The 17,296-nt window shown below is 51.0% G+C and carries 16 protein-coding genes; 6 read left to right on the top strand and 10 right to left on the bottom strand.

Annotation, left to right across the window (positions count from 1 at the left end; all coding sequences use genetic code 11):
- Positions 1-9: 9 nt before the first annotated feature.
- Positions 10-561: a hypothetical protein gene (locus AZF00_RS04385; RefSeq protein WP_008246229.1), complete on the top strand. Its 552-nt coding sequence runs from the start codon at positions 10-12 to the stop codon at positions 559-561.
- Between the two features lie 29 nt (positions 562-590).
- Here AZF00_RS04385 and AZF00_RS04380 read toward each other — a convergent pair whose 3' ends face one another.
- The 4 genes from AZF00_RS04380 to AZF00_RS04365 form a co-directional block, all read right to left on the bottom strand.
- Positions 591-1,004 carry a GreA/GreB family elongation factor gene (locus tag AZF00_RS04380; RefSeq protein WP_008246227.1) on the bottom strand — a complete coding sequence of 138 codons (414 nt, stop codon included), beginning with the start codon at positions 1,002-1,004 and terminating at the stop codon, positions 591-593.
- Positions 1,005-1,340: 336 nt separating this feature from the next.
- A complete protein-coding gene (locus AZF00_RS04375; RefSeq protein WP_008246225.1) occupies positions 1,341-2,102 on the bottom strand; it encodes an ABC transporter permease in 762 nt (253 codons plus the stop codon).
- On the bottom strand, positions 2,099-3,061 hold the full coding sequence (locus AZF00_RS04370; protein WP_008246223.1) for an ABC transporter ATP-binding protein: 963 nt from the start codon (positions 3,059-3,061) through the stop codon (positions 2,099-2,101). The genes AZF00_RS04375 and AZF00_RS04370 overlap by 4 nt, the downstream gene beginning before the upstream one ends.
- Before the next feature lie 89 nt (positions 3,062-3,150).
- Complete coding sequence (locus tag AZF00_RS04365) at positions 3,151-3,795, bottom strand: TetR/AcrR family transcriptional regulator (RefSeq protein ID WP_008246222.1); 645 nt, start codon at positions 3,793-3,795, stop codon at positions 3,151-3,153.
- Between the two features lie 196 nt (positions 3,796-3,991).
- Between AZF00_RS04365 and AZF00_RS04360 the strand changes: the two genes are divergently transcribed.
- Positions 3,992-4,918, top strand: coding sequence for an esterase-like activity of phytase family protein (locus AZF00_RS04360; protein ID WP_008246221.1), 927 nt, complete (start codon positions 3,992-3,994; stop codon positions 4,916-4,918).
- 33 nt (positions 4,919-4,951) lie between these two features.
- Here the strand turns inward: AZF00_RS04360 and AZF00_RS04355 are convergent, their stop codons facing one another.
- The gene (locus tag AZF00_RS04355) at positions 4,952-5,674 is read right to left on the bottom strand and encodes an acyltransferase (RefSeq protein ID WP_008246220.1); all 723 of its coding nucleotides are present in this window, start codon (positions 5,672-5,674) and stop codon (positions 4,952-4,954) included.
- A 166-nt stretch (positions 5,675-5,840) separates the two neighbouring features.
- Here AZF00_RS04355 and cysE point away from each other — a divergent pair, with 166 nt between their 5' ends.
- Positions 5,841-6,653, top strand: coding sequence for a serine O-acetyltransferase (gene cysE, locus AZF00_RS04350; protein ID WP_040802499.1), 813 nt, complete (start codon positions 5,841-5,843; stop codon positions 6,651-6,653).
- 54 nt (positions 6,654-6,707) lie between these two features.
- Here cysE and AZF00_RS04345 read toward each other — a convergent pair whose 3' ends face one another.
- The gene (locus tag AZF00_RS04345) at positions 6,708-7,502 is read right to left on the bottom strand and encodes a M48 family metallopeptidase (RefSeq protein ID WP_231856188.1); all 795 of its coding nucleotides are present in this window, start codon (positions 7,500-7,502) and stop codon (positions 6,708-6,710) included.
- Positions 7,503-7,612: 110 nt separating this feature from the next.
- On the opposite strand from AZF00_RS04345, the gene AZF00_RS04340 reads away from it, so the two are divergent.
- Together AZF00_RS04340 and AZF00_RS04335 are read left to right on the top strand one after the other, a co-directional pair.
- Positions 7,613-8,209 carry a DNA-3-methyladenine glycosylase I gene (locus tag AZF00_RS04340; protein ID WP_008246217.1) on the top strand — a complete coding sequence of 199 codons (597 nt, stop codon included), beginning with the start codon at positions 7,613-7,615 and terminating at the stop codon, positions 8,207-8,209.
- A gap of 11 nt (positions 8,210-8,220) precedes the next feature.
- Positions 8,221-8,775 (top strand): DUF4136 domain-containing protein, encoded by a 555-nt coding sequence (locus tag AZF00_RS04335; protein ID WP_008246205.1) that lies wholly within the window; start codon positions 8,221-8,223, stop codon positions 8,773-8,775.
- A 4-nt stretch (positions 8,776-8,779) separates the two neighbouring features.
- Here the strand turns inward: AZF00_RS04335 and AZF00_RS04330 are convergent, their stop codons facing one another.
- A complete protein-coding gene (locus AZF00_RS04330; protein WP_040802497.1) occupies positions 8,780-9,343 on the bottom strand; it encodes a DUF1415 domain-containing protein in 564 nt (187 codons plus the stop codon).
- Between the two features lie 213 nt (positions 9,344-9,556).
- On the opposite strand from AZF00_RS04330, the gene AZF00_RS04325 reads away from it, so the two are divergent.
- The gene (locus AZF00_RS04325) at positions 9,557-10,114 is read left to right on the top strand and encodes a hypothetical protein (RefSeq protein ID WP_008246203.1); all 558 of its coding nucleotides are present in this window, start codon (positions 9,557-9,559) and stop codon (positions 10,112-10,114) included.
- Between the two features lie 78 nt (positions 10,115-10,192).
- On the opposite strand, the gene hemE is transcribed toward AZF00_RS04325, so the two are convergent.
- The 3 genes from hemE to gltB form a co-directional block, all read right to left on the bottom strand.
- The gene (gene hemE / locus AZF00_RS04320; RefSeq protein WP_008246202.1) at positions 10,193-11,260 is read right to left on the bottom strand and encodes a uroporphyrinogen decarboxylase; all 1,068 of its coding nucleotides are present in this window, start codon (positions 11,258-11,260) and stop codon (positions 10,193-10,195) included.
- A gap of 70 nt (positions 11,261-11,330) precedes the next feature.
- On the bottom strand, positions 11,331-12,749 hold the full coding sequence (locus tag AZF00_RS04315) for a glutamate synthase small subunit GltD family protein (RefSeq protein ID WP_008246201.1): 1,419 nt from the start codon (positions 12,747-12,749) through the stop codon (positions 11,331-11,333).
- Positions 12,750-12,780: 31 nt separating this feature from the next.
- The gene (gene gltB / locus AZF00_RS04310) at positions 12,781-17,229 is read right to left on the bottom strand and encodes a glutamate synthase large subunit (protein WP_008246200.1); all 4,449 of its coding nucleotides are present in this window, start codon (positions 17,227-17,229) and stop codon (positions 12,781-12,783) included.
- Positions 17,230-17,296: the final 67 nt, after the last annotated feature.

The following is a 17,296-nucleotide window of genomic DNA, read 5'->3' as shown; positions in this document are numbered from 1 at the left end:
GAGCCGACAATGACATCGTATTTTGCAAAAATCCGCAGCCGCCTGCCAATGATATGGCTAATGATCGCCGCCAGCCTACTCAGCACAACCGCCATTGCGCAATCGCCGCTGTTTCAGCCGCTATTTGAGGTGCTCACCCACCCCCGCTGCTTAAACTGTCACACCAAAACCGAGTTTCCTCGCCAAGGTGACGAAAGACGCCGCCACGACCAACTCGTCGTTCGTGGCGAAGACAACCACGGCGCGCCAACACTGCAATGCTCAGCCTGCCACCAAGATAGCAATGTGGCCGACGACGAGGTGCCCGGCGCCCCGCACTGGGGGCTGGCACCACTAAGCATGGCATGGGAGGACTTAAGCCCTAGCCAGCTCTGTGCCGCGCTTAAAGACACCGGTAAAAATGGCAATCGCAGCCTAGAGGATTTATTCCGACACATGACCGAGGATGAATTGGTTTTATGGGGTTGGAATCCCGGCGCGAATCGCAGTACGCCGCCACTGAGTCAAAGTGAATTCGCCGACGCTTTGCGGCTTTGGGTAAATGCGGGAGGACCTTGCTAGCCCCCGTCCATGGGGGTTGTATACAGTACTTAAGCGCGAGACCTTATTTTGCGTTTTTGCATCTGACTCACCCCCACGATATCTAGGGTGCGAGTTTTACCGTTTAACAAAGGCCAATTAATTCGTTTACCCGTTCGCAAACCAATTAAGGCACAACCGACTGGCGAGAGAATAGACACTTTTCTCTTGGTCAAATCGGCCTGCCATGGCAGCACCAAAGTGACTTTACTTTCTTTGCTCAGCTCGGGGTCAAAAAAATCAACAGTGGCATTTAATGACACCACATTGTCAGGAAAACCCTCGTCAGCCAGCACCTTCGCCTTGCGCATTTCCTCTGCCAGGGCCACTGTCGCCTCAGACCGATTACACTTTATAAACTCGGTTAAGGACAGGTAGTCCGACTCTTTTATCAATAAGTACTCATCATCCAAATTAGTCAACACTCGTCTCTCCAAGCATAGTACCGACAATATGCCGCACCTTATTGCACGGCACACTTTCAGTTCTAAATTTATTAGCGTGGTTAATCAGGCGACCGAGCAAGCTCCATCGCCTTGAAAGAGAAAGGCCGGCACCAAAAATTCGGGCAGCCCGTCCACTGTTAAAATAATTGAAATTAAATTTAAGATTTCGTTTTTATTATTCATGGCGGCCACATTAGCATGTCTTCATACAAAAACAAGTTTTGAAACTTGCGCTTGTTCAAACATTTACTAAAAGTAGCCGGTGGGCAAGACCTCAAGCGGAATTCGCTGGGAGCACCGCTATCAATATTAGATTCAACTTTTTAGTCTATAGCCGGTGCGAAAAATCCACGCAATCAAGGCCAAGCAAATCACCATAAATAGCAAAATCATTGCCACGCTGACCCCAACATCGACGTCAGCAACATCGTAAAAACTCCAACGAAAAGCGCTGATCAAATACACAACGGGATTAGCGAGGGTAATGGTCTGCCACAGGGGCGGCAACATAGTAATGGAATAGAAACTGCCACCAAGAAAGGTCAGCGGTGTCACAATGAGCATCGGTATAATTTGCAGTTTTTCAAAACCATCTGCCCAAATACCAATAATAAAGCCAAACAAACTAAAGGTGACCGCCGTCAACACCAGAAATGTGACCATCCACACCGGATGGGCAATATGATAATCAACGAATATGCGCGCCGTAATAAGGATAATCCCACCCAGTATCACTGACTTACTGGCCGCCGCACCCACATAGCCAAGCAGAATCTCGGGCATGGAAATTGGCGCCGATAAAATTTCGTAGATGGTGCCGTTGTATTTAGGAAAATATATCCCGAAGGAAGCATTGGAAATACTCTCGGTTAACAAAGCCAGCATAATTAAACCGGGAATAATAAACGCGCCGTAGCTCACCCCATCAATTTCTACCATGCGCGAACCAATCGCCGAGCCAAACACCACAAAATACAGTGAGGTCGATATGACTGGCGAGGCAATGCTTTGCATCAAAGTCCGCCAAGTACGGCCTAACTCAAACAAATAAATAGCCCGAATAGCGTGAATATTCATGACATTAGCTCCGATGCCTGCGGCGCGTCAGCGGGTGGCTGGGCAGATACCAGGCTAACAAAAATTTCCTCTAGAGAGCGTTGCCGCGATTGTAAGTCTTTATAGTCAATGCCGTGCTCATCGAGGCGGCGGAAGAGATCCGCAATGCCGGTGTGCTCACTTTGGGTATCAAAATGGTAAATTAATTCCATTCCCTCATTACCCAGACTTAAAGGATAAGCTTGCAGCTCCTGCGGCAGCACAGCCAAGGGCTTTTGCAACTGCAGGCGCAGTTGCTTTTGCCCAAGCTTATCCATCAACACACGCTTGTCTTCTACCAGAACTATTTCGCCTTTGTTAATCACGCCAATTCGGTCAGCCATTTCTTCGGCCTCTTCTATATAGTGGGTGGTCAGAATAATTGTCACGCCCCGCTGCCGCAGCCCCCGCACCATATTCCACATATCCCGACGCAGCTCCACATCTACCCCCGCGGTCGGCTCATCTAAAAACAGGATTTCAGGCTCATGCGATAGCGCCTTCGCAATCATCACCCGGCGCTTCATGCCACCCGACAAGGACATGATCCGCGAATCCTTTTTATCCCACAGCGATAGTTGACGGAGAATTTGTTCGATGTACGCGGGATTAGGGGGCTTACCGAACAAACCTCGACTAAACTTGACCGTTGCCATCACGCTTTCAAAACCATCTGTGCAGAGCTCTTGCGGCACCAAGCCTATCTTGCTGCGGGCCGCGCGATAGTCCCGCACAATATCGTGGCCGTCAGCACTGATTGTCCCGCTACTAGGATTGACAATGCCGCAAATAATACTAATCAAGGTGGTTTTGCCAGCACCGTTGGGACCAAGCAGCGCAAAAATTTCACCTCGGCGAATATCGAGACTAATATTATTCAGAGCCCGAAAGCCCCCAGCATAGATTTTATTCAGATTGGATACGCTAATAATGGCCGACACACAGACTCCTAGCTAATAACACCAAAATAAAGGCCAAGAAGTGTCAACCATGTCCGTGCTTGAGGCAAGGTCTGCCAAGTAATAATGGCTTAAGCAGCCTGTAGTTGCTGCCAGAACATATTGGCGGCGGCATCGCTCATGGCGGCTACGGCCTCTGAGTCTAAGTAAATGCCGTCAATCAGCAATCGACTCATGCCGTGTAAAGTCGACCAACTTACCTGGGCATAGCGCAGCGGATCAACCGTGGCAGACACCAACTCTGCTTTTTGCCAACAGCGAATCTGATCAACATAAACCTTAAATGAAGTGTAGGCTTCGCCTTTCAAAGACGCCGTCAACTGCTCGGACTTCCACAAATGACCGCCAAACATTAAGTCGTAATACTCGGCGTTACTCACCGCAAAATCGATATAGCGACGTATAAATAAGCGAATCGCCGCCTCATCAATCACGGCAGCGGGCTCAGAAGTGTCAAGGCGGGTGGTAACAATACGTCGAAAGCGCCGAAAGCCCTCTTCAGCAACGGCACACAGAAGAGCCTGCTTATCGCTAAAATGATGGTATGGTGCAGTGCGCGACACGCCAACCGCGAGGGCAAGCTTTCGCATTGACAAGGCAGCCTCCCCCTCTTCACGAATCAAATTGGCGGCAGCATCGAGCAGCTGCCGTCGCAGATCACCATGATGGTAGGGCTTAACTTCTGTTGCACCGGCGCTAATTTCAGATGTAGACATCCGACCAATCTACCAAGGCATCTTGACGCTGTCTATATTTGCATTTTATTGAAACCGACAGCGTTGAGAGTTTCGCAAAACACCGGTGTCTTAAAACCATTATATTGCGCGTGTAAAATAGCTCAGTGGTGCGGGAACAAGCACCTAACTACGCACTCCATAGTGAACAGCAATTTGCCACCCCGACAGGATCCACATGAGCATACTCAGAATTCGCACCTTCATCGGCATGCTGTGCACTTGTATTGCCGTGGCCGCCCAGCTTACTTTTGCCACAACTGCAAGCGCTGCTCCAGCCCGCCATATCGAAATCAACAGCACCTTACTCACCGAGATGAGCGGCATCACTGCAAGCGCTCATCACAATAATCGTTACTGGGCACATAACGACAGTGGCGACCGCCCCCGCCTAGTTGCCTTTAATGAGCAGGGGCAACACCTCACTGAGCTACGTATCAAAGGCGCTAGCGCTTTTGATTGGGAAGATATAGACAGCTTTAGCGACACCACTGGCAGCTATTTAGTCCTTGCTGATATTGGCGACAATATGGCGTTTCGGCCCTACACGGACGTGTATGTAATAGCCGAGCCTACTGTGCTGAAATCGCCGGTGATGGAAGCCAGCGTGCAACGCCATTTCATGCTAATAAACGAAGACGGCCCCCGAGACGCCGAAGCCCTCGCGGTAGACAGCGCCGAGCGCTTTGTCTATTTGCTGAGTAAACGCGACGTCCACCCTCGCCTCTACCGCTTTTCCCTAGACGCGCTGACAGAACAGCCAGTGCCATTGAATTATTTAGGGGAGATCCGCAGTATCCCAAGTGTCGACAAACACCAAGCTCAAGGCGCCGGACGCATCACTCGTTTTTCTCCAACAGCGATGGCATTTAGCCCTAACGGTGACGCCGCCATTATTGTCACCCTCGGTAAAACCTACTATTTTCCGCGCAAACAAAATCAAAGCTGGCTGCAAGTCTTAAACGCAACACCCGTCGTGGTGAACGTAAAATCCCTGCCGCAAATTGAAGCCGGAACCTTTAGCCGAGACGGCAAACGTCTACTGATTGGCTCAGAAGGCGTTCCCGCGAAAATGGAAATATTAGACCGGCCCACAGCAAAATAAGTTAAGCGTCATATGGATATCCGCAGCGCGCCCCTAATCCTTAGTACTCGGCTTTACCAATATTCGCAACCAGCGCAAGAAGCCGTTTTTTTGTAACACCATTTTATCGACACCATCAAAAAATTTAGCCTGCCCCTCTGGGTCAGCAAAATAGTCTGCGCGGGTTTTCATTGGTCGAGTCACATCCAGCTCTTTCACCACAACGGCCGGATTACCGGCTACCACAACATTCGCAGGCACATCCCGGCTCACTACCGCGCAGGCCGCAACCACGCTGTTTTCACCAATGGTGACGCCCTTAAGCACGGTACTGCGGTCACCCAGCCACACATTATTAGCGATATGAACCGGGGCAAAATCGGTACTGCGACTCGCTCGGTCGTACATCTGATGCCAATCGCTGTCAGTGATATATACACCATTGGCGATCATGACGCTGTCACCAATAATGATTTCATTGGCGGCCGAAATTCGAGTACCCGGACTAATCAGCACATAGTCACCAATTTTAATTCGACCACTGTGCTCGTCATTTCCCCAAACGCCAATTTTTACCCGATTTTCCGGCTCACCTATTACCGTGGCACAGTGGCCAATTTCAATATTTGGCCCCGAGATCGAGATATACCAAGGCTTCATAAAGGTCGGGTAATCGCCCAGAAAATCACAGGCGGGCTTTAGAAAATGCTGGGTATACCAACTGCGAAAGCGTAAATAGTTCTTTTTAACCCAATAGGGTCGCTGATCCTGCCGCATAATGAGTCCACTGGAAAACGTCATTCTAGTGTCGCAAGCCCATTGCGTGGGGGCAATGGCTGTAAATTACCAAAACATGAAGATCGTGGCTCAGTGTGGGGGGCAAAGGTTACACGAGCAACACGCCGCGCTATACTTTGGCGACAATTTCGATACACTATTCATCATGACTATTCACGCCGCAAAAAAGACTGACAAACTCGATCCTGTATGGCAAACCATCCGCAAGGAAACCGCCTGCGAGGTCGAGCGCGAGCCAGTACTAGCCAGTTTTCTACACGCAACCATCCTCAATCACGACACCCTGGAAACCGCGCTTAGCTTTCACTTGGCACACAGTCTCGACAGCCCAGCCGCATCAGCGCTGCTGGTAAGAGAGGTCATTGAAGAAGCGTTTATTAGCGACCCCAGTATTGGCGGCGCCATACGCGCCGATATCTGCGCGGTATTTGAGCGCGACTCGGCATGTGGCAGTCTGTCGATACCCTTTTTATATTTCAAAGGCTTCCATGCCCTGCAGTCTTATCGCATTGCCCACGCCCTGTGGTTACAGGGCCGGACATCGCTAGCCCTGTATTTCCAGAACCGAATCTCCTGCGAGTTTGGCGTCGACATTCACCCCGCCGCTAGAATCGGTCAAGGAATTCTGATGGATCACGCGACGGGTATTGTGATCGGCGAAACCGCCGTCGTGGGCAATAATGTATCTATTATGCAATCGGTCACTCTTGGCGGCACCGGTAAAGAAGAGGGTGATCGCCACCCCAAGGTCGCTGATGGCGTATTACTCAGCGCTGGCGCAAAAATACTGGGCAATATACATATTGGTGAGGGTGCGCAAGTAATGGCCGGTAGCGTGGTGTTACGCGATGTACCGCCTCATACCGTGGTCGCTGGCGTGCCCGCCAAGGTTATTGGCAAGCCCGACTGTCAGGCGCCCGCGCTATCGATGAATCACCGCGCCTGTTGCGATGAATAAGCGCGACGAGCATGTTATTTCCGTCGCGTTTACCCTTTCCTCTTACCTCTCTGTTTAGCGCTTACACACCGGCTTAATACCTCTGGCCTGCGCCTGCTGGTAGAGGGGGGTTGCTGTCGCTAACTGCCTTTGCAAATCTTTAATCCGCGACGCGTGGGAGGGGTGGGTCGACATAAACTCAGGCGGCTGACCGCCACTGGCTGCACTCATGTTTTGCCACAGACTAATACTCGCCTCAGGGTTAAAGCCCGACTTCGCCATTAAATCCAAACCCACTAAATCGGCTTCTGACTCTTGAGCCCGACCGTAAGGTAGCACAACCCCATATTGCGTACCCAAGCCAAGCAAGCCCATCACAGTCTCTTTACCTGCCCCTTCACCCAATAACACCCCCACTAACTGGGTACCCGTACCGGCGACACTTTGCACCGACATCCGCTCGGCACTGTGATGCGCCAAGACATGGCCCACTTCATGACCAATTACCGTCGCGAGCTGATCAGCATTTTTCGCCACAGAGAATATACCGGTATGAACACCAATTTTTTTACCCGGTAATGCAAAGGCGTTAGCTGAGGCTTCCTGAAATACCACAACCTCCCAACTGCCCCGCCACTCCGAGGGTAGGCTGGCGGTAATCGCATCAGCAACACAACTAACATAGCGATTCGTCGCGCCGTCCTTATTGATGGTCATTTTCTTTTTCATTTCTTCAAACGCTGTGCCGCCCATCTGCGACATTTCACCATCTGAAAACAAAAGCATTTGACGGCGCCCAGTAGGTGACTCCGCACAAGCCACCACAGTTGCCGCCAATAACAAGGCCAAAACTGGCTTAATCATCTTCATAAAACTCCCTGTTGAATTAGCGTATTAGGAAAGAATGCCCGTCATTATGGCATAGCCGCCAGCGCTGTGAATGGTGTAATCTGCAAGAATAAAGAAAAGGAGTATGCCTTGTGTCTGAGCTTTGTGGCTGGTGTCTCAGTGACCCGCAATATATTCGCTACCATAATACGGAGTGGGGCGTACCCAGTGACGACGACGCCAAACATTTTGAGTTTCTTATTTTGGAATCTGCGCAAGCCGGTCTCAGTTGGCTCACCATACTACGCAAGCGCGAAGGCTATCGAAAAGCATTTGCCAATTTCAATCCCCGTAAAGTCGCCAAATTTGACGCCGACATGGTCGAGGTTTTAAAGGCCAACCCTGCAATTGTGCGCAACCGTTTAAAAATAGAAAGCGCCATTAGCAACGCCCGCCTGTTTTTAGACATTCAAAAGGAATACGGCAGCTTTGCTCGCTATATGTGGTCCTACTTCGATGACACCCCACTGCAAAATCACTGGCGCAGTTTGTCCGACGTACCCGCTACCAGCACCCAATCAGATCACATTAGTAAAGATCTAAAAAAACGCGGATTTCGTTTTTTTGGCAGCACCATTTGTTATGCCAATTTACAGGCCTTGGGCTTTGTTAATGATCATCTGCTTAGCTGCCCCAGACACGCGGCGTGCGCTGAATTAGGCAATAATTTTCGACCACATTGGTTATAAGGACGGCTTATATGAAAACCAGTAAACTATTTATTCTTATCGTAGCGATGCTGCTAAGTGCCTGCAGCACGACCAATGTCGTGAGCGATTACAATCCCAATATTGATTTCAGTCGCTACCAACACTACCTCTGGTCAGAGAGTAGTGGCGCAGATAAGAACATTTCGCCCTTTATTATCGACAATGTTAAAGCAGCGCTGCAAACCCAGCTAAGCAATCGCGCATACCTCAAAGCTCCGGCTCCGCAAGCGGCCGACTTTATTGTTAAGTACTATTTGGCAGAAGCCGCCGACACCATCGACCGCAGCCCGCGACTTGGCTTAGGAATCGGCAGCTTTGGCGGCAATTTCGGTATGAGCAGCTCGGTCGGCGTGCCCCTAGGCAAGGACACCGTCAATCGCAATGTACAAATCATAATTGACTTTATAAATCCTGCTGACATGAAGCTAAGTTGGCGAGGATCTCTGGTCGTGGAGCTTCATAATAGCGACCCCAAAGCCAATACTGCGATGATAGAAGAAGCCGTTGCCGAGATCCTGAACCAGTTCCCGCCGAGCAAGCAATGAAACACTAACGGAAACAGTAAGGAAATAACGCTTTAATAGCCGCTTTATCCATACCCTGAAACAGCTCAATATTTCGCTCAGGAATAGCATCTGGATTGGGGTAGGCCGCCAATACTGCCTCTAAACTCGCCTCGCGCAATAAATGAAATATGGGGTACGGGGCCCGATTGGTGAAGTTTTCAGCGTCGTTTTTATTCGTTCCAGCAAACTGATACTGGGGATGGAAACTCGCAATTTGAATTTCACCCTCCCAATCGCCTTCCAATAAGATGGCATCAGCAATATCCAAGAAGTCGTTGTAGTCGTAGAAATCGCCCAACATATTGGGCACCACCAAAAGACTCGTTTCCAAGGTCGCCACTGGGGTCTCTTCTAACCGACACAGCGCGAGGTGCAGGTCAGAGGCTAAATCTTCAGGGTTTTGTGCCAAACTAACGTCGATACTAACCCGCTCATCCTGAAGAGGCTTAGCGGCAAAGGGACAAAGCCCCAAATCGACAACCACTTGCTCAAGCCAACGGCGAATTTCAGCTTCCACCACTTTTTTATCGTCATTTACCAAACTCATCACGCCCATCTCACTCCCAAAACTGCCCCAGCAATAGATTTATAGGAAATCACAGCGCCTCGGCTTAGACAAAAATACAATAATAAAGCGCTATTTAGCGCGGGGCAGGCCGCCCTGACACTGCTAGACTAAAGCAGACGATTGTAGCAGCAATGGCCGCATTCTCTTAAGACCAGCGCTACTGCATACGCTAGCTACGGTTAGGAGCATAATATGAAACGCTATTTTTTTCTGGCTGATAATCTCGACAAACTCGAAGCTGTTGAACACGACCTCGAAGCAAACGGTATTTCCACCCCGCAAATTCATGTATTAAGCAATGATGATCGCGGCGTAACCATACGCAAGCTCAACGATGTTGAAGCGGTATTACGCAAAGATGTTGTCCACTCAATGGAGCGCGGCGCATTGATCGGCGCAGCCGCTTCTGCGGTTGTACTCGCGGTCGGCCACTACTCCGGCGCAACCGAAACTGCAGCAGGCTGGACGCCTTTTATTTTCCTCGCCATCGTCGTGCTAGGTTTCTTTACGTGGGAAGGTGGACTATTTGGCATTCAAGAGCCCCACCACGAGTTCAAACGCTTTCAGCAAGCTTTGGCGAGTGGACGCCATTTATTACTGATCGATATTAATGAAAAGGACCACGGTATTCTCAATCGCGTAACCGCCCATTACCCCGAACTCGAATTTTCCGGTACAGGTAATGGCGCTCCGCAATGGTTTATCAGTCTACAAAACAAATGGAAACATTTTGTGGAGGTTATGCCTTAACAATCAGGCAACTAATATCTTTATTGGAGGCACAAAAAAGGCGGGAAAACCCGCCTTTTTTGCACTTTAACTAATCTGCTATTTGCTGTGATACGGCGCCGACAGCTCCCGAACACATTCAATGAATGCGCCGGCATGGGCAGGGTCAACTTCAGGGGTAATACCGTGGCCCAAATTAAAGATATGGCCCGGAGCAGTGCCGTAGCGCGCTAAAATTGTCGCCACTTCTTCGCGAATTCGCGCGGGTGACGCCCGCAACATCGACGGGTCCATATTGCCCTGCAGGGCAACTTTATCGCCGACCCGAGCTCTTGCCGCGCCAATATCTGTAGTCCAATCCAAACCCAGTGCCGAGGCACCGGTGGCGGCCATTAGCTCTAACCACTGGCCACCATTTTTGGTGAACAAAATAACCGGTACTTTGCGACCGTCATTTTCTTTAATCAGGCCGTCAACGATACGCTGCATATAACGCAGGCTGAATTCCTGATAGGCGTTATGGCTCAGTGCCCCGCCCCAGGTATCAAAAATTTGTACCGCTTGGGCGCCCGCGCGAATTTGATCATTCAAATACGCAGTGACACTTTGGGCCAATTTATCGAGTAGCGCGTGCATAAGCTCAGGCTGGTCAAAAGCCAAGGCCTTGCAGCGGGCATGGTCTTTTGAGCCACCGCCCTCAACCATATAAGTAGCCAAGGTCCACGGGCTGCCAGAAAAACCAATCAAAGGCACCCTGCCATTTAACTCTCGGCGGATAGTACGCACCGCATCGCAGACGTAAGTGAGGTCATTCTCACCATCGACAACGGGAAGCGCTTCAACATCCGCCATCGTCCGCACGGTTTTCTTAAAACGCGGGCCTTCACCGGTTTCAAAATACAAGCCCAAACCCATGGCATCGGGAATAGTCAAAATATCTGAAAACAGGATGGCGGCGTCTAAGGGATAGCGCTCTAGCGGCTGTAAAGTTACTTCGCAGGCCAGCTCAGGGTTCATACACAACGACATAAAATCGCCGGCCTTGCCACGAGTAGCGCGGTATTCGGGTAGATAACGGCCAGCTTGGCGCATCATCCATACTGGCGTGTATTCTACCGGCTCGCGCTGGAGGGCGCGCAGGAAGGTATCGTTTTTAAGTTCAGTCATAATAAACCTTTAGTCGGGCGTCGGAAGTCAGGTGTCTGACGCCTTTGCGCCTGACCTCCGACCTCAGACCTCAGACTTGTAAATAATCCAATATGCCTTCAGCGGCTTGGCGGCCTTCCCATACAGCGGTAACCACCAAGTCTGAGCCGCGCACCATATCACCACCAGCAAATATCTTAGGATTGCTGGTTTGGAATTTATAGGTTTGCTGCTCGGCGGCGTCGATACCGCCCCAGCTATTTACGGTAACACCTGCATCCGGTATCCACGACGGTGGATTCGGCTGGAAACCAAAGGCAACCAACACCACGTCTGCGGGAATCACTTCTTCGCTGCCCGGAATCACTTCGGGGCGACGACGGCCATTCTCGTCGGGTTCACCAAGCTGGGTACTTACAACCTTGATACCTTCGACATGGGCATCGCCAACAATCGCGATGGGCTGGCGATTAAAGAAGAACTGCACGCCTTCTTCACCGGCGTTTTGTACTTCTTTACGCGAGCCTGGCATATTTTCTTCATCGCGGCGGTAAGCGCAAACTACGCTTTCCGCGCCCTGACGAATCGAGGTGCGGTTGCAGTCCATCGCTGTGTCACCACCGCCTAAAACCACAACCCGCTTGCCCTTCACATCAATAAAGTCGGCTGGATTTTTTTCCCAGCCCATATTGCGATTTACATTCGACACCAAGAACGGCAAGGCATCGTAGACACCGGGTAAATCTTCGCCAGGGAAGCCACCCTTCATGTATTTGTAAGTACCCATACCAAGGAACACGGCATCGTATTCTTCGAGCAAGGACTCTAGCGTGATATCAACACCGACATCGACGTTAACGCGGAACTCTACGCCCATGTCTTCCAACACTTTGCGGCGACGCTGGATCACAGACTTTTCAAGCTTGAACTCAGGAATACCAAAAGTCAGCAGACCACCAATTTCTGGGTAACGGTCAAAGACGACGGGCTTGACACCAGCGCGCACCAGGACATCGGCGCAGCCGATACCCGCAGGGCCAGAGCCAATGACCGCAACTTTCTTATCAGTCCACACCCGCTTCGACATGTCTGGGCGCCAGCCCATGGCCAGTGCAGTATCGGTTATGTACTTTTCAGTAGACCCGATTGTTACCGCGCCAAAACCGTCGTTTAGGGTACATGCACCCTCGCACAGTCGATCCTGCGGGCACACTCGACCGCAGACTTCTGGCAAGCTATTGGTCTGGTGGCTTAATTCCGCCGCCTCAAACAAATTGCCCTCGGTAACCAGCTTTAACCAGTTAGGAATATAGTTGTGAACTGGGCATTTCCACTCACAATAGGGGTTGCCACAGCTCAGACAACGATGCGACTGCTGCTTTACGTCCTCTTCTTTATAGGGCTCGTAAATTTCAACAAACGCAGTTTTACGCTGCACCATGTCTTTTTTACCGGGATCCTGACGACCAACATCAAGAAACTGGAATGTATTTTGTAAACGTTCTGCCATTTTCGATTTACCTCATCGCTACTCGGCTAGCTTATTCCGGACGTCTTCTGGTGGAGTCAAGCAAACGGCTGAGGCTCGCCGCCTTGGGCTTAATCATCCAGAACTTACCGATGTAGTCGTCAAAATTATCAAGTATATGCTGTCCCCACGCCGATCCGGTTTCAGTCACAAACTCTTGAATATTGCCGCGCAGATGCGCCCGATAGGCCTCCATAGACTCAGAGGTAATCCGACACATTTCAACTAACTCACTGTTATAGCGGTCAACGAAGCGGTTGGCTTCATCGAGCACATAGGCGAAACCGCCCGTCATGCCTGCACCAAAATTGACGCCGGTTGGCCCTAATACGGTCACATTACCACCAGTCATATACTCACAACAGTGATCGCCGGCACCCTCAACCACCGCATGGGCGCCCGAGTTACGTACGCCAAAGCGCTCACCAGCGGTCCCCGCTGCAAACAATTTACCGCCAGTAGCACCGTACAAACAGGTATTACCCACAATAGACGTATCTTGACTCGCAAACACACTGCCCTTGGGCGGGTAAATAACCAATTTGCCGCCAGCCATACCTTTACCGACATAGTCGTTGGCATCGCCTTCCAAATACATATTCAAACCACCGGCATTCCATACGCCAAAGCTCTGGCCCGCAGTTCCTTTCAAATTCAAGGTCACCGGCGCGTCATCCATGCCCAGATTGCCGTAACGCTTGGCAATTTCACCAGACAGGCGTGCACCAATAGAGCGGTCACAGTTGGTAACGGTAAAATCCAAGGTAATGCCGGTCTTGGCTTCAATCGCAGGCAGGGCCGCAGCAACCATGACCTCGGCTTTTTCGCCCTTATCGAAGGGGGCGTTTAAGTCCACTTCGCAAAACTCAGGCTGACCTGCCATCGCAGGATCTTTGTACAAGATCGGTGCCAAGTCGAGCAAACCGTGATTCTCGGTCTGTCCCTGCTTTTGCTCCATTAAATCGGTACGACCAATCAATTCCGCCATGGTGCGAATGCCCATGCTGGCCATCCACTCACGGGTTTCCATGGCAATAAAGGTGAAGAAATTCATCACCATTTCCACAGTACCGATGAAATGCTCGTCACGCAGACGCTCATCTTGGGTTGCAACACCGGTCGCACAGTTATTTAAGTGACAAATACGCAGGTACTTACAGCCCAGTGCCACCATCGGCGTGGTACCAAAACCGAAACTCTCAGCGCCGAGCATGGCCGCCTTCACGACGTCGAGGCCGGTTTTTAAGCCGCCGTCAGTCTGTACCCGCACCTTGCCACGCAAGCCATTGCCGCGCAGAGTTTGTTGAGCCTCAGATAAACCGAGCTCCCAAGGCGAACCTGCATAGCGAATCGAGGTGATCGGGCTCGCCGCCGTACCACCATCGTAGCCGGAGATGGTAATCAAATCGGCATAGGCTTTCGCCACACCCGCGGCAATAGTGCCAACACCAGGCTCAGATACCAATTTAACCGACACTAGCGCACTTGGATTGACCTGTTTAAGGTCAAAAATAAGCTGGGCCAAATCTTCAATGGAGTAAATGTCGTGATGAGGTGGCGGCGAAATCAAGGTTACACCTGGCACCGCATAGCGCAGACGCGCGATCAAGGCGTTAACTTTACCGCCAGGCAACTGGCCACCTTCACCGGGCTTAGCACCCTGGGCCACCTTTATCTGCAGAACTTCGGCGTTCACCAAGTAGTGTGGGGTAACACCAAAGCGGCCAGACGCCACCTGCTTAATTTTAGATACCCGCTCAGTACCGTAGCGCGCGGGGTCTTCGCCGCCCTCACCAGAGTTAGAGCGGCCACCCAAGCGGTTCATTGCAGTTGCTAATGCTTCATGTGCTTCAGGGCTTAATGCACCCAGCGACATACCCGCTGAGTCAAAACGGCGCAGCACACTTTCAATCGGCTCCACTTCATCTAGCGGAATAGCTTTAACATCTGCCTTAATGCCGAGCAAATCGCGCAATGTCGCAATAGGCCGATTATTGACGAGATTGGAATACTTCTTCCACACCGCGTAATCGCCGCTTTTTACTGCGTCTTGCAAGGTCATTACCACGTCGGGATTAAACGCGTGATATTCCTTGCCGTGCACATACTTCAGCAAGCCACCTTGATCCAACGGCTTGCGTGGTAACCATGCAATGGTCGCCAAGGCTTCTTGATCGCGCTGCAACTGCTCAAATCCGGCACCAGCGATACGGCTGGCAACGCCTTTAAAGCAGGTATCGACAATTTCATCTGCCAAACCAATAGCTTCAAACAGCTGGGCACCGCGGTAAGACGCAATAGTCGAAATGCCCATTTTGGACATAATCTTGAGCAGGCCCTTATTAATACCCTTGCAATAATTGGTGTGAGCAGTTTGCTCGTCGCCAAGAATTTCGCCACTTTCCAGCATGTCGCTGATCACGGCGAAGGCCATATAGGGGTAAACAGCTGTCGCACCAAAACCAAACAAGCAGGCCATTTGATGAGAGTCACGGCCACTGCCGGTCTCAACCACAATATTGGCATCGCAGCGCAAACCCTGCTTAATCAGGTGGTGATGTACCGCACCCGTTGCCAGCAAGCTGTGAACCACCAGCATACCTGGCTCTACCGCACGGTCACTGAGCAGCAAAATAACTTTACCGCTGCGCACGGCCGCCTCTGCAGCCTCGGCAACGGCAGTTACCGCGTCTTGTAAGGAGGTCAACGCTGGGTCATAAGCCAGTTCAATCCGCGCCAAGGGGTAGCGCGGTGAATCGACATGCATCAAGCGGTCAAATTTATCTGGTGACAATACCGGGCTGGTTAAAATTAAGCGGTCAGCGTGATCAGCAGTCTGTTCAAAAACATTTTGCTCGGCGCCGAGCAGCGTCTCCAAACTCATAACAATCGATTCCCGCAAGGGGTCGATTGGCGGATTGGTAACCTGCGCAAACTTTTGACGGAAGTAGTCATATAGCGAGCGTTGCTGAGAACTCAACACCGCCATAGGGGTGTCGTCGCCCATCGAGCCTACGGCTTCATTGCCGCTGTCGGCCAAAGCAGACAATACCTGCTCACGCTCTTCAAAGCTGACCTGAAAATACTTTTGCAAGGCGACAAGGGTATCACCCTCGGGCAGTGCTGGACGGTTGCCTTGACCCAACTGATCTTGGAGGCGATTGCCGTTTTCCCGCAACCACTGCTTATAGGGGTGCGCCGATTTAAGGCGGTTGTCGACTTCTTCGGTATGAAGAAGCTCGCCAGTTTCGGTGTCAACAACCAAAATTTGGCCGGGGCCAACGCGGCCCTTGGCAACAACGTCGTCAGGCTGATAACCGTAAGTACCTATTTCCGAGGCCACGGTAATAAAGCCATCTTTGGTAATTACCCAGCGTGACGGACGCAAGCCATTGCGATCTAGCATACACACGGCGTAGCGGCCGTCGGTAAGCACCAAACCAGCAGGGCCGTCCCAAGGCTCCATGTGCATGGAGTTGTATTCGTAGAATGCCTTTAAATCAGCATCCATATGCTCGATATTTTGCCAAGCTGGCGGTACTAGCATACGTACCGCACGGAACAAATCCATGCCGCCAGCAACCAGCAGTTCAAGCATATTATCGAGACTTGAAGAGTCGGAGCCGGTGCGGTTAACCAGTGGCATTAGCTCAGACACATCAGGCAGCAATGGGCTACTAAAATTACCCGTGCGCGCCTCAGCCCAATTGCGGTTACCTTCAATGGTGTTGATCTCACCATTGTGAGCCAACATGCGGAACGGCTGCGCCAAAGGCCAGCGCGGGCTAGTATTGGTTGAAAAGCGCTGGTGGAATACGCAAATTGCCGTTTCTAGCTCAGGGTTGGCCAGGTCAAGATAAAACCTCGGCAAATCCACTGGCATTACCAGACCTTTATAAGAGATAACATCGCTGGATAAGCTGCTGATATAAAAATCAGGATCATCAGCAGTAGCGATCTCGGCTTGACGACGCACCACAAACAAACACGTGCGTAGCTGCTGAGTGTCCATACCCTCAACATTGATAAACACTTGTTCAATACGGGGCAGGCTCGCGAGAGCGATTTCGCCGCATACCGATGAATCAACGGGCACTTCACGCCACCCAGCCGGCGTCAAACCATTATTGATCAGCACCTTTTCAAACGCAGCACGGGCCGCTTGAGCCAGCAAAGGATCACGGCTCAAGAAAATTTGGCCAACCCCGTAAGTAGCGGTTAACTCGGTACCGCAATCTTTACGAGCTACGGAGCGCAAAAAACCATCCGGTTTTTTAAGCAGCAGGCCGCAGCCATCACCGGTTTTGCCATCCGCAGCAATACCGCCGCGATGGGTCATACACGTCAGTGATTCGATGGCTGTCTGCAATAATTTGTGACTGGCGGTGCCCTGCATATGGGCAATCAGGCCAAAGCCACAGTTATCGCGCACATCATCAGGTCTGTACAGGCCTGTACTCATAAAACGACTCTCGCAAAATTACTAAGAAAAACAAAAAGATAGTCGGAAAGAATGTTTCGGAATTTTA

It is taken from the genome of Zhongshania aliphaticivorans (assembly GCF_001586255.1).
In the GTDB taxonomy this organism is placed as follows: Bacteria; Pseudomonadota; Gammaproteobacteria; order Pseudomonadales; family Spongiibacteraceae; genus Spongiibacter; species Spongiibacter aliphaticivorans.
Note: the sequence above shows the minus strand (reverse complement) of the source record. Positions and strands in the feature narration are given on the sequence as shown.